Raw genomic sequence first — 18,656 nt, forward strand, 5'->3', positions numbered from 1 at the left:
GCATGGATGAAGCTCAACCGCCGCGACCCGCTCCAGGCGGCCACCCCGAGAGGTACGGCATGAGGGCCGCACCGCGACCGCTCGTGCTCGCCGCGGGCGGCATCGGCGTGGTCCTGGACATCGCCGGGCCGTCGCTTCCACGGGTGCTGCACTGGGGCGCCGCCCTGGACCCGGCCGCCGACGGCGACGCGGCCTTCGCCGCGAGCGGCGCGGGTACCGCGGACGACGCCCGGACCGCGGGCAGCGGCGTGACGTACGGGGTTCCGCTCGTCCCCCTGCAGTCCGAGGGGTGGTCGGGGCGGCCCGGCATCCGCGGTGACCGGGCCGGGCGCTGGCCGCACCTGCGGCCACTCCTGACCGAGCCCGTCAGGCACGCGGCCGACGACAGCGGCGGCTCCGTCGTGACCGCGCACGCCGCCGACGCCGAGGCCGGTGTCGCCCTCACCTGCGAGCTGCGGCTCACCGCCCAGGGCGTGGTCGGCCTCCGGCACACCGTGGTCAACACCGGCGACGACCACTGGACGGTGGCCGCGGCCCGGCCGTCGCTCCCGCTCCCCGAAGAGGCCGCCGAGCTGCTCGACTTCACCGGCCGCTGGGGCTTCGAGCGCGCGCCCCAGCGTTCCCCGTTCGTCCACGGCCTGCATCTGCGCGAGACACGGGAGGGCCGGCCCGGCCACGACTCCGCCACCCTGCTCGTCGCGGGAACACCCGGGTTCGGCTTCCGCCACGGCCAGGTCTGGGCCGTGCACGTGGCCTGGAGCGGTGAGAGCGAGTACGGCGCCGAGCGGTCCGCCGGCCATAGCAGCGTCCTCTCCGGCGGCGAACTGCTCGCCTCCGGCGAGGTGCGGCTGGCGCCCGGCGAGTCCTACGCCTCCCCGTGGGTGTACTTCGTCCACTCCGGCGACGGTCTGGACGGCATCGGCGACCGACTGCACCGCATGCTGCGCGCCCGCCCCCACCACCCACGAACGCCACGGCCGGTCGTCCTGAATACCTGGGAGGCGGTCTATTTCGATCACGATCTCGACCGGCTCAAGGCACTCGCCGACCGGGCCCATCAGGTCGGTGTCGAGCGGTTCGTGCTCGACGACGGCTGGTTCCGGGGCCGTCGCGGCGACAGCGCCGGGCTGGGCGACTGGTACGTCGACGAGAAGATCTGGCCGAACGGACTCCATCCGCTGACCGACCACGTCCGCTCGCTCGGCATGGACTTCGGGCTGTGGTTCGAGCCCGAGATGGTCAACCCCGACTCCGACCTGGCCCGCGAGCATCCCGACTGGCTGCTCGCCGCGCCCGGCCGGCTGCCCGAGCCCCACCGCAACCAGCACGTCCTGGACCTCGCCCGCCCCGACGTGTTCGCCCACCTCGCCGCGCGGATCGACGCGCTGCTCACCGAGTACCCCATCGCGTACGTCAAGTGGGACCACAACCGCCCCCTCGTCGAGGCGGTCCACGACGGCGCGGCCGGCGTGCACCGCCACACCCGGGCCGTGTACGCGCTCATCGACCGCGTCCGGCGACTCCACCCCGGGGTGGAGATCGAGTCCTGCGCGTCTGGCGGCGGCCGCGTCGACCTCGGCATCATCGAGCGCACCGACCGGGTCTGGGCCTCGGACACCAACGACCCCGTCGACCGCCAGCACATCCAGCGCTGGACCGGGCTGCTGCTCCCGCCCGAACTCGTCGGCAGCCACGTCGGCCCGGCCACCGCGCACGTCACCGGCCGCACCACCCGGCTGGGCTTCCGCTGCGCCACGGCCCTGTTCGGCCATGCCGGGATCGAGTGGGACCTCACCGGGTGTACGGAGGAGGAGCTGGTCGCACTCGCGTCCTGGGTCGCCCTCTACAAGCGCCGGCGCGAACTGATCCACACCGGTACGACCGTACGGGCCGACCACCCCGACCCCGCCGCCCTCCTCCACGGCGTCGTCGCCGCCGACCGTGGCCGCGCCCTGTACTGCTACGCCCAGACCGGCACGTCCGTCGCGGACGCTCCCGTACGACTGCGTCTGCCGGGCCTCGCGGACGACGCCTCGTACCGCGTCACGCTCACCCCGGAGGTGACCCCGCACGCCCGGGTACCCGGCCCCCTCGCGACGACCGGCGTGACGGCCACCGGACGAGTCCTGGCCGTACTCGGACTCTCCGTACCGCGGCTCGCCCCCGGCGACGCGCTACTCCTGGAAGTGGAGCGACTGAACGCATGAGTGACGTGAGTGCATCGTCGGGTGAGCTGCTGGGGTATCCGCGCGATGCCCGGCTGCTGATCGTCAACTGCGACGACTTCGGGATGTATCCGGCGATCAACGCGGCGGTGATCGAGTCGATCGAGGAGGGCATCGCGGCGTCGTGCAGCCTGATGATCCCGTGCCCGGCGGCGGCGCAGGCCATGGACCTGCTCGTCCGAAGTCCGCAGGTCCCCTTCGGGATCCACCTCACCCTGGTGTGCGAGATGCCCGGCATCCGGTGGGGGCCGACGAGCGCCAGGGAACGGGTGCCTTCACTGCTGGACCCGGCGGGTGAGCTGTTCGCACCGACACCGGCCGGGCGGGCGGCGCTCTTCTCCCAGGCCCGGATCGAGGACGTCGAACGTGAGTTCCGCGCCCAGATCGACACCGTCGCCGACGCCGGGCTCGCGCCGACCCACCTGGACTTCCACTGCCTGGCCGACGGCGGCCGCGACGACATCCTGGACCTGACCGTGGCCCTGGCGGCCGAGTACGGCGTCGCGGTCCGGGTGTGGCTCGACCCCGCGCGTCGGGTGCTGCGCGAACGCGGGCTGCCGGTCACCGACAACGACTTCCTGGACAGCTACTCGCTCCCCATCGAGGCGAAGGCGGCCCGTTACGTCCAGCTGCTGCGCGACCTGCCCGCCGGCCTCAACGAGTGGGCGGTCCACCCCAGTCTCGGCACCCCGGAATCGCGGACCGTCGACGACGGCTGGACCGTCCGCCGCACGGACTACGAGTTCCTGACCTCGCCGCAGGCCCGCGACGTGCTCCACGAGGAGGGCATCACGGTGATCGACTACCGGTCCCTCCAGCACATCTGGGGACACACGCAGTCGTCTGCCCCCTAGGGCGTTCCTTTCGGATCAGCGATGGGAGTGCAGGCGGCTTGCGAGCCGATGCCCAGTTGTTCCGGGGGTGGGGATGGCTGGTGACCGCACGTGTTCGAGGAAGCCGTACGATGCCTGCCGTGGATGCCTCACAAAGCAACTTGCGCTGCGGTCTCTGTGGACAGGCTATGGATGCCCGGCACGAGCAGAAGCACAAGGAATCGGGTGTCAGCGCCGACAGGCGCGTGGAGTACGTAGTGATCGAACTGCGGGGCGCCACTGCCCACTGTCAAGCTGCCGATGCCCCCTCTCGGACATCCAAGACCGGTGCCGCCGGGCTGGCGGAGCAACTGGGGATTGACCTGCCCGATCTTCTTGGCCGCCACTACACGTGCTGGGAGACGCCTGGGGAATACGGTGTCATCCGGAGGGGCTTCGAGCTGGTCTGACATGCAACAGCGCTGAACCGTTTCCGGCGGGATCGTCTGATCGTTGGTTGATGTGTGTCGCCGACTGACGCGCAGTGGGCGCGGATCGAGCCGTTGCTGCCGGACCGGACGCCGAGACGTGGCGGTCGGTGGCGGGATCACCGGCAGGTGATCGACGCGGACGCGTTCAACTACCGGACCGGAACGCCGTGGATGGACCGGCCCGAGGTGTTCTGGTCGTGGAAGGGCGTTCACAACCGACTTCGGAAATGGGCGGCCGACGGGACCTGGGAACGCCTCTGGCAGCCCTGCTCGCCCAGGCCGACGCCGAAGGCGACCTCGACTGGGTCGTCTCGGTCGACTCCACCGTCGTCCGATCCCACCAACACGCCGCCGGAGCCCACCAAATGGGGCCCCGGCCGACGAGCCGGACGACCATGCCCTCGCACGCTCCCGCGGCGGACTGACCACCAAGATCCACCTCGCCGCGGACAGCCGCTGCCGGCCTCTGGCCTTCGTCATCACGCCAGGCCGGCGACGCGTCGGCGTTCGAGCAAGTCACGGCCCGGATCCGGGTTCCCCGACCGGTCGGCCGACCACGAACGACGCCAGACGTGGTCCTCGCGGACAAGGCCTACTCGTCCCGCGCGATCCGCACTCACCTGCGGCGCCGAGGGATCCGGGCCGTGATCCCGCAGCCCTCCGACCAAGCCACGAACCGCAAGCGGCTGGGCAGCCGCGGCGGCAGACCAGGTCGAGGTGTCCTTCGGCGATGTGCCGGGCGAAGTTCTCGTCCCCGGCGGCCGCGGCTTCCCGCATGAACGCGACCAGCGACTCCAGGCGCGGGACGAGGGTGTCGACCACCCCGGCGCGCTCCCCGCGATCGCTGCCGTAGGCATCGAGGAACAGCCTGGCACGGCGTGCCTGCTCGTCCGCGGTGCCGAACCCGTCGCTGTTGGCGGGATCGGTGAGGGGTGCGAAGCGGTACACGGCGTAGGCCAGGTCCCACGCTCGGGGGCCGAGTCGGGCCCCGTCGAAGTCGATCATTCCGACGGCCGTCCCGGTGCCGTCGAACACGCAGTTGTACGGCGCGAAGTCCCCGTGGCAGACGACCTCGACCGGCTGGAGAGAGCCGAACTGCCAGCCCTCGGCGCCCTCCGCGGCGAGGGTGACGGTTGCGTCGTGGTAGCGGCGGAGCAGCCGTGCCGCCGACGTGAGCGCGCGGTAGCCGCGCACCGAGGGCGGCAGTGGGTAGTGGCCGACCTCTCCATCCAGGTGGTCGAGGATCTCCCGGCCCCGCTCGTCCGTTCCGAGGTACCTCGGCGCCCCTGTGAACCCGTTCCGCCGGACGGTGGCCAGGAGACGGTGGACGCTCGGGCTCCAGGCACGGAGGGGGCGCCGTACCGTGTCGCCGACGCGCACCACCGTGGTGGTGCCCCCGCCCTCCAGCGTGACCTCGTCCTTCATCCCCGCGGCCCCCTCGGCGTTCTTCACATTTCCCGCACTCCGCATTCTGATCGATTCGATCGCAATCGATCGATACGCTGGGAGCAGAGGCGTACGGTAGCGCCTCCAGAGGGATTCAGGGGGAGCCATGCGGCATCACGTCGATCATCGTCACGACCGGGTACTCGAACTCGTCCGGGCGCGCGGAAGTATCCGGGTCACCGAGCTCGCGTCCGAGCTGGGGGTGTCGCCGGTGACGCTGCGGCGGGACGTGGAGGCGTTGGCCGCGCTGGGCAAGGTGCAGCGGATGCACGGGGCGGTCGTCTGGCCCGGTGAGGGGGGCGCTCGGGCGGAGGAGCCGGAGGCCGGGGGTGTGGTGGTCGGGATGATCGTGCCGACGACGACGTACATCTTCGGGGACGTCGTCCTCGGGGCCCGCAAGGCCGTCGAGGCGCAGGGCGGCCGGCTGGTGCTCGGCGTGTCCGGGTACGTCGACAGCGAGGACCCCGTGCAGGCGGAGCATCTGCTGGCCAGCGGGGCCGAGGGGTTGCTCGTGGCGCCGAGTTGGTTCGGCGGGGTGCCCACCGATGGGCAGGAGGAGTGGCTGCTCGCCTGCGGGGCCCCGACGGTGCTCGTGGAGCGTACGGCGCCGGCCGTCAACCCGGCGGCCACGCTCGACCGGGTGCGTACCGACCGCGCGCACGGCGCCGCGCTCGCGGTGAACCATCTCGCGTCCCTCGGCCACCGTTCGGTCGCCGCCGTGCTGCAGGAGGGCCCGCACGCGACGGGCATCACCGCCGGGTACGTCAACTCGGTGCGGGCGCTGGGCCTCGAGACCGTGCCGGGCTCGCCGTTCACCCGCGGGTCGGGTGCGGAGTACGACGAGGTGGCGGAGTACCTCGTCGAGGCCGTCGAGCGGCACGGGGTCACGGCTGCCCTGGTGCACAGCGACGAGGACGCCATCGTCCTTGTCCCCCGGCTTCAGGCCCGCGGCATCAGCGTTCCGGAGGACCTCGCGCTGGTCGCGTACGAGGACGAGGTGGCCGCCCTTGCCGACGTACCACTGACGGCGATCGCTCCGCCCAAGCAGGCGGTCGGCGAGCTTGCGGCGAAGCTGCTGCTCGAGCGGCTGGCCGAGCGGAGCTCGGGGAGCGAGCCGGGGCCGCGTCAACACCTGGATCTGCTGCCGAAGTTGAGGGTTCGCGCCTCCTGCGGGGGACGCCAGGGGGCCTCGGAGACCGGATGAACATCGTGATCGTTGCTCGATCGTTTTGATTGTCTTGTGCGTTTGCTCTTGACGGTGATCGAGTTGGCGAAAAAGATGTGCCTCGTTCGCCTCTTTCTCCCCGTCGAGGTTTCCGTAGGAGCCGTGCCATGTCGCGCAGTTCACGCTCGTTCCGTATAGCCGCCACCGCCACCGTCGCCGCTCTCGGTCTGCTCGCCACCGCCTGCGGTGGCAGCGACGGCGGCTCGTCCGACGCCGCCTCCGACGGCAAGCCGGTCACCATCACGTACTGGACCTGGACGGGTGGCGCGAAGGCCACCGTCGACGAGTTCAACCGGACCCACAAGAACATCCAGGTCAAGTTCACCGAGATCACCGGTGGCGCCGAGGGCTACGGCAAGCTGTCCAACGGTGTGAAGGCGGGCAACGCGCCCGACGTGGCGACCATCGAGTACCAGATGGTCCCCGAGTTCGCGAGCCAGGGGCACCTGGTCGACCTCACCGAACACGCCGGTGCCACCGTCAAGGAGAAGTTCCCCCAGCCCATCCAGGACCTGGTGACCTTCGGCGGCAAGACCTGGACCGTTCCGTTCGACGCCGCGCCGCAGGTCTTCTACTACCGCACGGACCTGTTCAAGAAGTACGGCATCGAGGTCCCCAAGACCTGGGACGAGTTCAAGGTCGCCGCCGAGAAGGTCAAGAAGGCCGACAAGAACGTCCGACTGGCCAACATGACCAAGTCCGACCCGGCCCTGCTCGCGGCGCTCTCCTGGCAGGCCGGCGGCAAGTGGTTCAGCACCCAGGGCGACGCGTGGAAGCCCGGCGTCGACGACGCCGCGTCCAAGAAGGTCGCCGCCTACTGGGACGACCTGGTCAAGAACGACCTCGTGCAGAGCTACACCGGCTACAGCCCGGAGGAGACGAAGGCCCGGGTCGAGGGCAAGACTCTCTCCATCATCGGCGCCTCCTGGTCCGCGGCCGGCATGAAGACCAACCTGCCGGACCAGAAGGGCAAGTGGGCCGCCGCGCCCCTGCCGAACTGGGGCACCCCGGCCAGCGGCAACTACGGCGGGACGTCCTACGGCGTGCTGAAGGGCAGCAAGAACGTCGCGGCCGCCGCCGAGTTCATCAAGTGGATCACCACCAACGGTGACGCGGTCAAGGCCCGGCTGAGCGACCCGAAGAAGCCCAGCAGCGCCCTGCCGGCCAACCCCGAGATGCGTGCGGTGGCCGCCGCGCAGTTCGACACCGCGTACTACAACGGTCAGGACCTCTACAAGCTGGCCTCCGAGCAGGTCGACACGATCGTTCCCGGCTGGACCTGGGGTCCGAACCAGATGGACGTCTACACCGCCATCCAGGACGAGACCGCCAAGACCGGCTTCACCGGCGGTGTCACCGCCGGCCAGGCGAAGGCCAAGTCGGGCATCCAGGAGCGCGGGCTGAAGCTCGCCGAGTGACCCGGTGGGGCCCGGCCGTCCCCAGACCCCGGCCGGGCCCCGCCGTTCCACACCCCCGGACCCGCAGCGCCCACCCGCCAAGGAGCACCCGTGGCAGCACCACTCGCGAAGGCCGCGCCGCCGCCCGCGGCCGGCGGTACCCGTGCCGGCAGCCCGCGCACCGGCCGTACCCGTAACGGCAGTTCACAGCTCAAGCGCAACCAGCGCGCCACAGCCGCCCTGTTCATCGTCCCGTTCTTCGTCCTCTTCGCGGCCATGACCGCGGCGCCCATCGTCTACGCCGTGTGGATGAGCCTGTTCAGCGAGAAGTCGTCGGGACTCGGCTTCGGCGGCACCGAGCGCTCCTTCTCCGGATTCGAGAACTTCGTCTCGGCGTTCTCGGACGCGGGCTTCCGCGAGTCGTTCCTGCACATCGCCGTGTACTGCACGCTGTACATCCCGGTCATGATCGGCGGGGCGCTCGCCCTCGCGCTGCTGATCGACTCGGCCGTGGCCCGCGCCCGGCGGTTCTTCCAGCTCGCCCTCTTCCTGCCGCACGCCATCCCCGGGCTCATCGCCTCGATCCTGTGGATCTACCTCTACACCCCGGGGCTCAGCCCGGTGCTCGACTGGATCGAGGCCGCGGGCGGCTCGTGGGACTTCTTCAGCTCCGACCATGTGTTCTCGTCCATCGTGAACCTCACCGCCTGGCAGTGGATGGGGTACAACATGATCATCTTCTATGCCGCCCTGCAGGCCATCCCCCGCGAGCTCATCGAGGCCGCGGACATCGACGGGGCCGGGCCGATCCGCACCGCGCTGCAGATCAAGGTGCCCATGATCGCCTCGGCGGTCGTGATGGCCGTCCTGTTCACCTGTGTCGGCGCCATCCAGCTGTTCACCGAGCCCAAGCTCCTCGGCCAGCGCGGCACCGCCGCCGTCGACACCGAGTGGTCGCCCACCATGTACATCTGGAAGGCGGCGTTCCTCCAGCACGACTACGGACTCGCCGCCGCCGCGTCCCTGATGCTCGCCGCGCTCGGCGTCGTGCTCTCGTACATCGTCACCAAGATCGGAAACCGGTGGAAGGCGGCATGAGTACTCACACGGTCACCACCCAGGAACCCGCGGCCGCCGAAGCCCGCGCCGGCGGTGCATCCGCCGCGCCGAAGCGCCGCGACCCTCGCCGCAAGCGCCCGGGCAGCCTGCTCTCCAAGGGCGTCGTCAACGGCGTGCTCATCCTCGCCTCCTTCTACATGCTGATGCCCGTCAGCTGGCTGCTCTTCGCCGCCACCAAGAACCACGGCGACCTCTTCTCCACCGGCGGCTTCTCCTTCGCGGACTTCAACCTCTTCTCCAACCTCGCCGACGTCTTCACCTTCAACGACGGCATCTACCTGCGCTGGCTCGGCAACAGCGTGCTCTACTCCGTGGTCGGTTCGGCCGCCTCGACGCTGCTGTGCGTCGCCACCGGCTACGCCTTCGACAAGTACGAGTTCCGCGGCAAGGAGAAGCTGTTCGGCGTCGTCCTCGGCGGGCTCCTCGTCCCCGCCACGGTGATCCAGCTGCCGCTGTACCTGCTGGCCTCCGAGGTCGGCCTGGTCAACACGTACTGGGCGCTGCTGCTGCCCGCGCTTGTCAACCCGTTCGGCGTCTACCTGGCCCGGGTCTTCTCCGAGGGGTACGTGCCCAACGAGGTCCTGGAGGCCGCCCGCGTGGACGGTGCCGGTGAGGTGAGCATGTTCGCGCGGATCGCGCTGCCGATGCTCTCGCCCGGCTTCATGACCATCTTCCTCTTCTCCTTCACCGGCAGCTGGAACAACTTCTTCGGCGCGCTGGTCATGCTCAACGACGACAAGCTGTACCCGGTCAACCTCGGCCTGTTCATGTGGAGCAGCACCACTCAACTGCAACCCGAGTACTACACGCTGGTGATCACCGGTTCGCTCGTCGCCGTCGTCCCGCTCATCATCGCCTTCATCTGCCTGCAGCGCTTCTGGCGCTCGGGCCTCACCGCAGGCGCGGTGAAGTGACCGTGCCCGTACCGGAAGGCTCCGTTCTGAACGACGACCACACCGCCGGGGCGGAAGCCGCGCAGCGCCCCCGCACGCTGCTGGCCATGAACGCCGGCATTCACGCCCAGCTCCTCGCCGAGGGCGCCCTCGACCGGCTTGCCCGCGTCGCGGCGGTGGACACCGACCGGTTCGTCGGGGACTTCGCCGACGTCGAACCGGCCGCGCTGGCCGAGACCGAAGTGCTCTTCACGCACTGGGGCGCCCCGCTGCTCACCGCGGACGCGCTGCGCGCCATGCCCCGGTTGCGGGCCGTCATCCATGCCGCCGGGTCCGTCAAGCACCATGTCACCGACGCGGTGTGGGAGCGCGGCATCGCCGTCTCCACCGCCGCCGGGGCCAACGCGCTGCCGGTCGCCGAGTTCACCCTCGCCACGATCCTCTTCACGGGCAAGCGGATGCTCGACAGCGCCCGGGCCTACCGGGAGGCTCAGGACCGAGTGCCCTTGCTCGAGTACTTCGCCGGTCACGGCAACCATCGCCGTACCGTGGGAATCGTCGGCGCGTCGCGGATCGGGCGCCGCGTGCTCGAGCTGCTGCGCCCGTTCGACTTCGAGGTCCTGCTCTACGACCCGTACGTGGAAGAGGCGGAGGCCGAGCGGCTCGGCGCGCGGTCGGTGGACCTCGACGAACTCGTACGGCGCAGCAGTGTGGTCTCCATCCACGCGCCCCAACTCCCGGAGACCCGGCACATGTTCGACCGGCGGCGACTGGCGCTGCTGCGGGACGGGGCCACGCTGATCAACACCGCGCGCGGCTCCCTCGTCGACACCGAGGCGCTCACCGAGGAGCTGTCGACCGGCCGGATCCAGGCCGTGCTCGACGTCACCGAGCCCGAGGTGCTGCCTCCCGGTTCGCCGCTCTACACGCTGCCCAACGTCCTGCTCACCCCGCACATCGCCGGTTCGCTCGGCAACGAGCTCGTCCGCATGACCCATTGGGCGACCGACGAGGTGGAGCGCCTCGCCCGGGGCCTGCCGCTGGCCCATGGCGTCGGCCCGGACGAGCTCGCCCACTCCGCCTGACCGCCGTTCCCGCCGCCCTGCCCGCTGTCTCTCCCGCTGTCCCTCCCGCCGTCCGGCCCGAAGACCCCCCAGGACACAGCCATGCACCAGTCACCGGAGACCCGTTACGTCGAGGACCGCAGCCCGGGCAGCGGCCGGCTGACACCGCGGGCCGCATTCCGCTCGGACGCCCCGGCCGTCGATCTGGACGGCGAGTGGCGCTTCCGGGCCGCCGCCGGGCTCGGGGACCTCACCGCCGGCTTCGAGGAGCCCGCCTTCGACGACAGCGGCTGGGACCGGCTGCCGGTGCCGTCCTGCTGGCAGCTCCAGGGCGTCGGCTCCCCCGCGTACACCAACGTCACCTACCCCTTCCCCGTCGACCCGCCGCGCGTGCCCGACGAGAACCCGACGGGCGAGTACCGCCGTGAGTTCACGCTCCCCGACGACTGGCCGGCGGGCCGCAGCGTGCTGCGTTTCGACGGCGTCGACTCCTGCTTCGCGGTCTGGCTCAACGGCGTCCGGCTCGGCGACGGCAAGGGCAGCCGGATCCCCACCGAGTTCGACGCGACGGACGCCCTGCGGCCCGGCCGCAACGTCGTCGCCGTACGGGTCCACCAGTGGTCGGCCGGCAGCTATCTGGAGGACCAGGACATGTGGTGGCTGTCCGGGATCTTCCGTCCGGTCCGGCTGCTGTCCCGCCCCGCAGGCTGCGTCGAGGACTTCTTCGTCCACGCCGACTACGACCGCGCCACCGGCACCGGCACCCTGTCCGTCGAGACCTCGGGTCCGGCCCGGCTCTCCGTCCCCGAGCTGGGCCTCGTCGACGCCGACCCCGCGGGCCCGCACACCTTCGCGGACGTCGAGCCGTGGAACGCCGAGCAGCCGCGCCTGTACGAGGGCGAGCTGACCGCGGCCGGCGAGCGGATCCCGCTGCGGATCGGCTTCCGGCGGGTCGCCGTCGAGGACGGCCTGCTGAAGGCCAACGGCCGTGCCCTGCTGCTGCGCGGCGTCAACCGGCACGAGTGGGACCCGGAGACCGGCCGCACCCTGTCGTACGAGACGATGCTGCGCGACGTGCTGCTGATGAAGCAGCACAACATCAACGCGGTGCGCACCAGCCACTACCCGCCGAGCAGCGAGTTCCTCGACCTGTGCGACGCGTACGGGCTGTGGGTGGTCGACGAGTGCGACCTGGAGACCCACGGCTTCGAGCAGGTCGGCTGGCGTGGCAACCCGAGCGGCGACGAGCGGTGGCGGGGCGCCCTGCTCGACCGGATGCAGCGGGTCGTCGAGCGCGACAAGAACCACCCGAGCATCCTCATGTGGTCGCTCGGCAACGAGAGCGGCACGGGCGAGAACCTGGCCGCGATGGCCGAGTGGGCCCGTACCCGCGACCCGTCGCGACCCGTTCACTACGAGGGCGACTGGGACAGCGGGTACGTCGACGTCTACAGCCGGATGTACGCCGACCACGCGGAGACCGAGCTGATCGGCCGGGGCGAGGAGCCGCCGACGGACGACCCGGCGCTCGACGCGCACCGGCGCGGGCTGCCGTTCATCCTGTGCGAGTACGCGCACGCCATGGGCAACGGGCCGGGCGGACTGAGCGAGTACCAGCGCCTGTTCGAGAGGTATCCGCGGCTCCAGGGCGGCTTCGTCTGGGAGTGGATCGACCACGGCATCGCGCGCCGCACCTCGGACGGGCGGGTGTTCCACGCGTACGGAGGCGACTTCGGCGAACCCGTGCACGACGGGAACTTCGTCGCCGACGGCCTCGTCTTCCCCGACCGGACGCCGTCGCCGGGGCTCTTGGAGTACAAGAAGGTGATCGAGCCGGTCACGATCGGCTTCGGCGCCGACGGGCGGAGCGTCACCGTCCGCAATGGTCACGACTTCCGGGACACGGCCCATCTGCGCTTCCGCTGGCGGGCCGAGGACGACGGCGAACCCGTCGCGGACGGCGTGCTCGACGTCCCCGTCCTCGCGCCCGGCGACGACGTGAGCCTTCCCGCGCCGGTCCTGCCGCCGGCCAAGGACGCCGAGCGCGCCCTGACGGTCGTCGCCGAACTCGCCGCCCCCGAGCCCTGGGCGCCTGCGGGCCATGAGATCGCCTGGGGCCAGACGGTTCTCGCCCCCGCGGCGCCGGCCGCGGACCCGGACCGCCTCCTGCCGGTGGCCGCGGGGCGGGGAGGCCGGCTCACCCTCGGGCCCGCCGCCTTCGACGCGTTCAGCGGGCGGCTGCTCGCCGTCGGAGGGCTCGATGTCGGTGCGCTCCGGCTCGACCTGTGGCGGGCGCCGACCGACAACGACCTGCTCGGTGACCGGATCGCCGACCGCTGGCGCGCCGCCGGCCTGCACCGGCTCACGACCAGGACGCTCGGTGTCGAGCCGACGGCCGAAGGGCTCACCGTCCGCACGCGGACGGCGCCCGCCGGGGGCGACCACGCGGTGCGGGCCACATACCGCTGGCGTTCGGACGGCCGGTCGCTGTGGCTGGACGTCGAGGCCGTGCCCGAGGGCGAGTGGCCCTGCCCGCTGCCCCGGATCGGTCTCGGGTTCTCCCTGCCCGGCTGGATCGACACGGTCGACTGGTACGGCCTCGGCCCCGGTGAGGCGTACCGCGACACCACCGCGGCGGCCCGGCTCGGCCGCTACCGGCACACGGTCGACGCGCTCCAGACCCCGTACGTCCGCCCGCAGGAGAACGGCAACCGGCGGGCCGTCCGCAGGGCCCTGCTCACGGGCGCCCGGGGTGGACTGCTGATCGGGGGCCTGCCCTCGTACGACCTCACGGTCCGCCGCTGGACGAGCGCGGACCTGGACGCCGCGCGGCACACCACCGACCTCGTGCCCGGCGACCGGGTGCACGTCAACCTCGACGTGGCGCACCACGGCATCGGCACCGCGTCGTGCGGTCCCGGCCCGCTGCCGCGGCACGCGCTCGACGCGGGCCCGGCCGTGCTGCGTCTGCTCCTGCGCGCGCTCTGAACCACGCCCAGCGGGCGGCCCGGCAGCTCTCCGGGCCGCCCCACCTGGCATCACGCTGTCCGAACCGGAGGAACCCATGCCCGTCGCCACCCGCCGCCGCGTCCTCGTGGTCGGCATCGACGGGGTACGCCTCGACACGCTGAGGCGCCTCGACACCCCCCATCTGGAGGCCCTGGCGGCCTCCGGGTTCCTCGCTCCGGTCGTCGTCGAGCCCGGTACGCCGACCATGTCGGGGCCCTGCTGGGCGACGATCGCGACCGGGGTGACGGTGGAGAAGCACGCCGTCTGGAGCAACGACTTCAGCGGCCACCGCCTCGCGGTCTTCCCGGACTTCGCCACCCGGCTGTGGGCCGCCGGCCGGCGCACCTACGTGGCGGCAGGCTGGGAACCGCTGGTGACCTTGGCGAACGGTGGCCCGCTGTTCCGCGGCCCCGGTCGGTTGAGCCACGTCGCCCCGGCCTCCGACGACTGCGCGGGCTGGGAGGAGGCCGACGAGCTGATCACCGCCGACGCCGTGCGGGTGCTCGCCGAGCACGACCCCGAGGCGTCCTTCGTCTACCTGGGCGCGGTCGACGAGACGGCCCACATCCTCGGCTGCGGTACGGAGTACGACCGCGCGATCGTCCGCGCCGACGAGCGACTCGGCCGCCTCCTCGCCGCGGTACGCGGACGGGCGAGCTTCGCCGAGGAGGCCTGGACGTTCCTCGTCGTCACGGACCACGGCCACCGCGACGAGGGCGGCCACGGCGGCCGTTCGGAGCTCGAGCGCACCGCCTGGATCGCGTGCGCGGGTCCCGACGTCCCGGCGGGCGCACGGGTCGGGGAGCTCCGCCATCAGGACGTCGCCGCCCAGGTGTTCGCGTCGCTGGACTCTCCCCCGGACTCGCACTGGACCCTGGACGGGCGGCCGTTCGCCGTCGAACCGCAGGCCGTCCTGCTGGACATGGACGGCACGCTCGTCGACACCGAGGCCCTCTGGTGGCGCACGGCGCGGGAGGTGGCGGACGGGCTCGGGCGCCCGCTGACCGACGCGGACACCTCCGAGGTCGTGGGCCGCTGCGTGGAGGACACGGCGGTCCATCTGTGGCGGTCCTCGGGCACCGAGCGGCCGCTGGGCGCGATCGTGGCGGACCTCGACGCCCGGTTCCTCGCGGCGGTCCAGACGGAGGCGGCCGCCCTCCCGGGCGCGCTGGAACTCCTGGACGTGCTGCGGGACATGGGCATTCCGACGGCGCTCGTCACCGCCTCGCCCCGGCCCGTCGTCGAGTCCGTGCTCAAGCTGCTCGGCACCGAGTCGTTCCAAGTGACGGTGACGGCGGACGACGCGGACCGTACGAAGCCGCACCCCGAGCCGTATCTGGTCGCGGCCCGGGCCCTGGGCGTCGACCCGGCGAGCTGCCTCGCGGTGGAGGACAGCCCGGCGGGGATCGCCGCGGCGGAGGCCGCGGGCTGCCGGGTCGTCGCCGTCCCCTCACTCGTACCGGTCGAGGCCGCCCCCGGTCGGCGGGTCCTGACCGGCCTGCAGGAGCTGGTGGAGCTGTTGCAGGCCGGGCGGGAGCCCCGCGACCAGTGCCCTTCCGGGGCCACTACCCGCCGGTGGTCATCGTCACCTGGCCGCCGCTGATGCTGTAGGTCGCGTCAGCCGCGCAGGGACCATAGGTGCGGGCGCTGGTGTTGGTGCCCGTGCCCGGCTCCGGGGTGACGAACGGGTTGCCCCAGACCGCCTGGCCGTACGGGATCGAGGCGCAGTCGGCGACGGACTTGTAGTACTCGACGAAACCGACGCCGCTCGGCTTCAGGTAGCCGGCCGAGGCGGAGACGTTCCAGTTGCCGATCGTGGTCCACACGCCGGTGGCGGTGTCGACGACGTACCCGGTCCAGTTGTTCGTGCCGGTCCTGATGATCTCCAGCTGGTACCAGCGGCCCTTGACGTACGGATAGGTGACGCTGCAGCTCGTACCGGAGCCGCCGTCGGCCCCCGTACGGCAGTTGGGGTGCGTGGTGGAGGTGCCGGAGCCGAAGACGCTGAAGACCGCCATGCCGCTGTTGACGCGCGGCTGGAGCCCGATGTAACCGACCTGGCCGGACTTGAAGTAGTACTGCTGTGCCCAGTAGTAGCCGGCGTCGTTGGGCTGGCTGATCACCTTCAGCGGGAAGGCGAGCTTCTCCAGGCCCTCCGAGGGCGCGCCGGTGACGGTGTACGAGTTGGAGATCATGCCGCCGGGTGTGACGGCGGCGGCCGCCGGGCCCGTGGAGTACAGCAGCGAGGCGAGGGCGCCGGCGACGATGCCGGTGAGGACTCCGAGCCGTCGGCGCGGGCTCCTGTGGGGGGACGTGTGGGTGGTCGTGAGGGAAGTCGTGCCTATCGTCGTGCGCGGAAGTGCGGGGGTCATGTGGGGATGTCCCTTCCGTTCTCAGCCGAGCCTGACAGTGACTTTCTGGGTGGCACCGAAGGTGCCGCTGAGGTCGCCGAACGTGAGGTTCAGCGAGGAGCCGGTGGCCGTGCCCGTGACGGTGGGGGGCTTGGAGATCACGGAGGCCACGGCCCGGTTCCAGGTGAGGGTGAGGGCGGTCTGCATGCGCATCGGGTCGCTGACGCAGATCACCGCCGTACCGTCGCTCTTCTCGGTGATCATCACGGAGCAGGGCGCGCTCGCGGTGAGCGCCCCGACGGTGCCGCCGAACCAGAAGTTGACGCCGGTGAAGCCCAGCGAGGGCACGCGGACGCCCTGCTGGTTGTCGGTGTTGGCGAGGATCTGTACCCAGCCGGTGTCGGCGGCGCGGGCGGCGGTCTGCGTGGTGCTCGCGCCGGGCATGAGGACGTAGGCGTACGTGCCGTTGGTCGGGTTGGTGCCGTGGTCGGCCCAGAGGGTCAGGTAGCGGCGGGTGATCGGGGTGGTGGCCATACCTCGGTTGATGTCGCTCCACCGGCCGGTGCGCTCCTCGCGCAGGGCCTTGACCGTCGCGCCGCCGGGGAAGACGTAGCCCGCGAAGCCGCCGATGTGCGCCCAGCCGGCGCCGGTCAGGGTCTCCGACCAGGGGTGGCCGACCGGCTTCGCCGTGCCGTCGACGGTGAGGGCGTGGGTTCCGCCCGGGCCGAGGTTGCGGTTCTCGATGACGGACTCGACGGTGGTGCCGTCGGTGCATTTGATGCCCGCGCCGAGGCAGACGATGGAGTCGTCCAGGCAGAACCAGGACTTCTTCGCCAGCAGGGTGCTCTGGAGGCCCTTGAGGTACTGGCCGATCGCGGCGCGCGTCCCGTCGGTGGCGCCGCCCACCCAGTTCACGTCCGGCTTGGACGCGCCCCAGTCGCCGCCCGCCGCGTCCGCGAGAACCTTGCGCGAGGTGGTGGTCCCGGGCAGGCGGTAGGGGTCGACGGTGGGCCAGAAGGCGTCGCTGTACTGCCCGTTGCCGTAGGTGTCGCCCCACCAGGAGAGCATTCCGGAGCCGGTGTGCCAGCCACGCAGGTTCTCGCCGTTGCCGGTCTCGTAGTACGTGATGCGCTTGTCGGCCATGCTGATCGAGGCGGCCCAGCCGGGGCGGCGGTGGGTGGCCCTGGCCATGGAGGGGAAGAGCCGGTGCCCGGTGGGTTCGGCGAGGGCCGTGACGGAGGTGTCGTCGGCCACGGACTTCAGCCGCGCGAGGCTCACCAGGCTCAGTGAGGGGTTGCTCATCGGCGGGCTGTAGTAGTCGCGCTGGATCCAGCCCTTCACGAGGCCCCGCCAGCGGGCGTTCTCGGCGGCGCTCGCGCCCTGTCCGAGCAGCACGATGGAGGAGAGGATGCCGTGGCCGCGCAGATGGTCGTCGGCCTGGATCTGCTTGGGGTCGGTGGCGGAGATGCCGCGGCTGATGCCGCGCCCGGAGACGTTGTCCATGACGAGCCCGTTGTAGAGGAACGGGGCCCAGGCGTTCTCGACGGCGTCGAGGACGATCTGCCGGTTGGGGTCGGTGACCGCCCAGGCGGAGCCCGCGAGGAGGGCGAAGAGCATGCCGAGTCCGCCCAGCATCACGGCTCCGTACGAGCCGGTGTAGGGGACGGAGGTGTGCTGGACGAAGGAGCCGTCGGCGTAGAGCCCGTCGCCGGAGGTGACGTACGGGAAGACGGGCGAGAGCGCGTTCCGGGCGAGGGTGATCTTGGCGGAGTTGTCGCCGACGACGCCGCGCAGCGCGACGACCCGGCAGAGGTCGACCCGGTTGGCGCCGGTGCTGGTGCCGGTGTAGCTGCCGATGGCCGAGTCGGGGACGAAGTGGTCGACGGCGCGGCAGTAGGCGGCCAGCTGCGTGGCCGTCAGCCGGTCGTACAGGAGCACGCAGATGTCGAGGAGCGCCTGAGGGGCGCCTATCTGCCAGTTGTACCAGTTGCCGTAGCGGGTCTGGCTCTCGTTGTAGATCCGGGCGTACATGTGGTCGAGGCCGGTGACGATGTCGGCCGCGAGGGTGGCGTCGCCGGTGAGGCCGGTGCCCGGCTGGGAGTAGGCCTGGGCCATGGTGAGGAGCCGGGTGTAGTTCTCGTTCATCTTGGCCGAGTAGCCGTACGACTCCTGGTCGGTGTCGGGCTCGGGGTCGGTCCACACCAGGTCGGGCCAGAGGGATCCGGTGGCCGGGGCCATCGTCGCCCGGAGTTCGGCGGCGCGGGTGCCGAGTTCGGTGAGTTTGGTCCTGAAGGGTTCGGCGGTGGGGCTGAAGCCCTCACCGAGGAGCAGGGTGCGCCACTTGGCGCGCAGGGCGGTGAACTCGTCGGCGGCCAGGGCCACTCCCGTGAGCGGCGGGCTCGCGGTGAGGCCGAGGGCGAGGGCGGCACCGGTGGCGGTGAGGAATCCGCGGCGGGACCAGACATGCGTCATGGGGAGCTCCAGGGGGCACTGGAAACGAGTCACGGCTGGCCGGTTTTAGCATGCGCGCGCTCAATCGATCCATAGCGACGACAAAGATGAGCGTTTCGATCGCTTTTTTCGTCGCGTCGCGCCTCTTGAAGATCCACCCACTCCCCTGTTTT

Annotated in this window: 12 protein-coding genes and 2 pseudogenes; 11 read left to right on the forward strand and 3 right to left on the reverse strand. The window is 71.4% G+C overall.

The features are described from left to right. The first annotated feature begins 59 nt into the window (after nucleotides 1-59). The 4 genes and pseudogenes from ACWCO8_RS22790 to ACWCO8_RS22805 all read left to right on the forward strand — a co-directional run. Nucleotides 60-2,207 carry an alpha-galactosidase gene (locus ACWCO8_RS22790; RefSeq protein WP_451033769.1) on the forward strand — a complete coding sequence of 716 codons (2,148 nt, stop codon included), beginning with the start codon at nucleotides 60-62 and terminating at the stop codon, nucleotides 2,205-2,207. After that, complete coding sequence (locus ACWCO8_RS22795) at nucleotides 2,204-3,079, forward strand: polysaccharide deacetylase family protein (RefSeq protein WP_451033770.1); 876 nt, start codon at nucleotides 2,204-2,206, stop codon at nucleotides 3,077-3,079. Before ACWCO8_RS22790 ends, ACWCO8_RS22795 begins: the two co-directional genes overlap by 4 nt. 119 nt (nucleotides 3,080-3,198) lie before the next feature. Further along, complete coding sequence (locus ACWCO8_RS22800; RefSeq protein ID WP_451033771.1) at nucleotides 3,199-3,507, forward strand: hypothetical protein; 309 nt, start codon at nucleotides 3,199-3,201, stop codon at nucleotides 3,505-3,507. A 54-nt stretch (nucleotides 3,508-3,561) separates the two neighbouring features. After that, nucleotides 3,562-4,286 (forward strand): annotated as a pseudogene (locus ACWCO8_RS22805) (IS5 family transposase); the annotation flags it as partial. A gap of 124 nt (nucleotides 4,287-4,410) precedes the next feature. On the opposite strand, the pseudogene ACWCO8_RS22810 reads toward ACWCO8_RS22805, so the two are convergent. After that, a pseudogene (locus tag ACWCO8_RS22810) lies at nucleotides 4,411-5,082 on the reverse strand (aminoglycoside phosphotransferase family protein); the annotation flags it as partial. Here ACWCO8_RS22810 and ACWCO8_RS22815 point away from each other — a divergent pair. The 7 genes from ACWCO8_RS22815 (at nucleotide 5,081) to ACWCO8_RS22845 (ending at nucleotide 15,284) form a co-directional block, all read left to right on the forward strand. Next, nucleotides 5,081-6,178, forward strand: a complete 1,098-nt coding sequence (locus tag ACWCO8_RS22815) for a substrate-binding domain-containing protein (RefSeq protein WP_362016127.1) — start codon at nucleotides 5,081-5,083, stop codon at nucleotides 6,176-6,178. The pseudogene ACWCO8_RS22810 and the gene ACWCO8_RS22815 overlap by 2 nt on opposite strands. A gap of 128 nt (nucleotides 6,179-6,306) precedes the next feature. Further along, entirely contained in the window at nucleotides 6,307-7,617 is a 1,311-nt protein-coding gene (locus tag ACWCO8_RS22820; protein WP_451033772.1) for an ABC transporter substrate-binding protein, read from the forward strand. Nucleotides 7,618-7,707: 90 nt separating this feature from the next. Beyond that, complete coding sequence (locus tag ACWCO8_RS22825; protein WP_362016121.1) at nucleotides 7,708-8,694, forward strand: carbohydrate ABC transporter permease; 987 nt, start codon at nucleotides 7,708-7,710, stop codon at nucleotides 8,692-8,694. Further along, entirely contained in the window at nucleotides 8,691-9,629 is a 939-nt protein-coding gene (locus ACWCO8_RS22830; RefSeq protein WP_451033773.1) for a carbohydrate ABC transporter permease, read from the forward strand. Before ACWCO8_RS22825 ends, ACWCO8_RS22830 begins: the two co-directional genes overlap by 4 nt. A gap of 86 nt (nucleotides 9,630-9,715) precedes the next feature. Next, a complete protein-coding gene (locus ACWCO8_RS22835; RefSeq protein WP_362016252.1) occupies nucleotides 9,716-10,693 on the forward strand; it encodes a hydroxyacid dehydrogenase in 978 nt (325 codons plus the stop codon). Nucleotides 10,694-10,774: 81 nt separating this feature from the next. Then, nucleotides 10,775-13,660, forward strand: coding sequence for a glycoside hydrolase family 2 TIM barrel-domain containing protein (locus tag ACWCO8_RS22840; RefSeq protein ID WP_451033774.1), 2,886 nt, complete (start codon nucleotides 10,775-10,777; stop codon nucleotides 13,658-13,660). Between the two features lie 76 nt (nucleotides 13,661-13,736). Next, nucleotides 13,737-15,284 carry an HAD-IA family hydrolase gene (locus ACWCO8_RS22845; RefSeq protein ID WP_451033775.1) on the forward strand — a complete coding sequence of 516 codons (1,548 nt, stop codon included), beginning with the start codon at nucleotides 13,737-13,739 and terminating at the stop codon, nucleotides 15,282-15,284. Here ACWCO8_RS22845 and ACWCO8_RS22850 read toward each other — a convergent pair. Next, nucleotides 15,247-16,053 (reverse strand): DUF3472 domain-containing protein, encoded by an 807-nt coding sequence (locus ACWCO8_RS22850; RefSeq protein WP_451033776.1) that lies wholly within the window; start codon nucleotides 16,051-16,053, stop codon nucleotides 15,247-15,249. The genes ACWCO8_RS22845 and ACWCO8_RS22850 overlap by 38 nt on opposite strands. 21 nt (nucleotides 16,054-16,074) lie before the next feature. After that, nucleotides 16,075-18,504, reverse strand: coding sequence for a polysaccharide lyase 8 family protein (locus tag ACWCO8_RS22855; RefSeq protein WP_451033777.1), 2,430 nt, complete (start codon nucleotides 18,502-18,504; stop codon nucleotides 16,075-16,077). Between the last annotated feature and the right edge of the window lie 152 nt (nucleotides 18,505-18,656).

The organism is Streptomyces sp. NPDC001927, from assembly GCF_053594455.1.

What these genes read in the sequence shown, in the direction of transcription:
- ACWCO8_RS22790 (WP_451033769.1), top strand. Translation starts at nt 60, where the DNA reads ATGAGGGCCGCACCGCGACCGCTCGTGCTCGCCGCGGGCGGCATCGGC.
- ACWCO8_RS22835 (WP_362016252.1), top strand. Translation starts at nt 9,716, where the DNA reads ATGAACGCCGGCATTCACGCCCAGCTCCTCGCCGAGGGCGCCCTCGAC.
- ACWCO8_RS22850 (WP_451033776.1), bottom strand. Translation starts at nt 16,053, where the DNA reads ATGACCCCCGCACTTCCGCGCACGACGATAGGCACGACTTCCCTCACG.
- ACWCO8_RS22815 (WP_362016127.1), top strand. Translation starts at nt 5,081, where the DNA reads ATGCGGCATCACGTCGATCATCGTCACGACCGGGTACTCGAACTCGTC.
- ACWCO8_RS22830 (WP_451033773.1), top strand. Translation starts at nt 8,691, where the DNA reads ATGAGTACTCACACGGTCACCACCCAGGAACCCGCGGCCGCCGAAGCC.
- ACWCO8_RS22840 (WP_451033774.1), top strand. Translation starts at nt 10,775, where the DNA reads ATGCACCAGTCACCGGAGACCCGTTACGTCGAGGACCGCAGCCCGGGC.
- ACWCO8_RS22855 (WP_451033777.1), bottom strand. Translation starts at nt 18,504, where the DNA reads ATGACGCATGTCTGGTCCCGCCGCGGATTCCTCACCGCCACCGGTGCC.
- ACWCO8_RS22820 (WP_451033772.1), top strand. Translation starts at nt 6,307, where the DNA reads ATGTCGCGCAGTTCACGCTCGTTCCGTATAGCCGCCACCGCCACCGTC.
- ACWCO8_RS22795 (WP_451033770.1), top strand. Translation starts at nt 2,204, where the DNA reads ATGAGTGACGTGAGTGCATCGTCGGGTGAGCTGCTGGGGTATCCGCGC.
- ACWCO8_RS22845 (WP_451033775.1), top strand. Translation starts at nt 13,737, where the DNA reads ATGCCCGTCGCCACCCGCCGCCGCGTCCTCGTGGTCGGCATCGACGGG.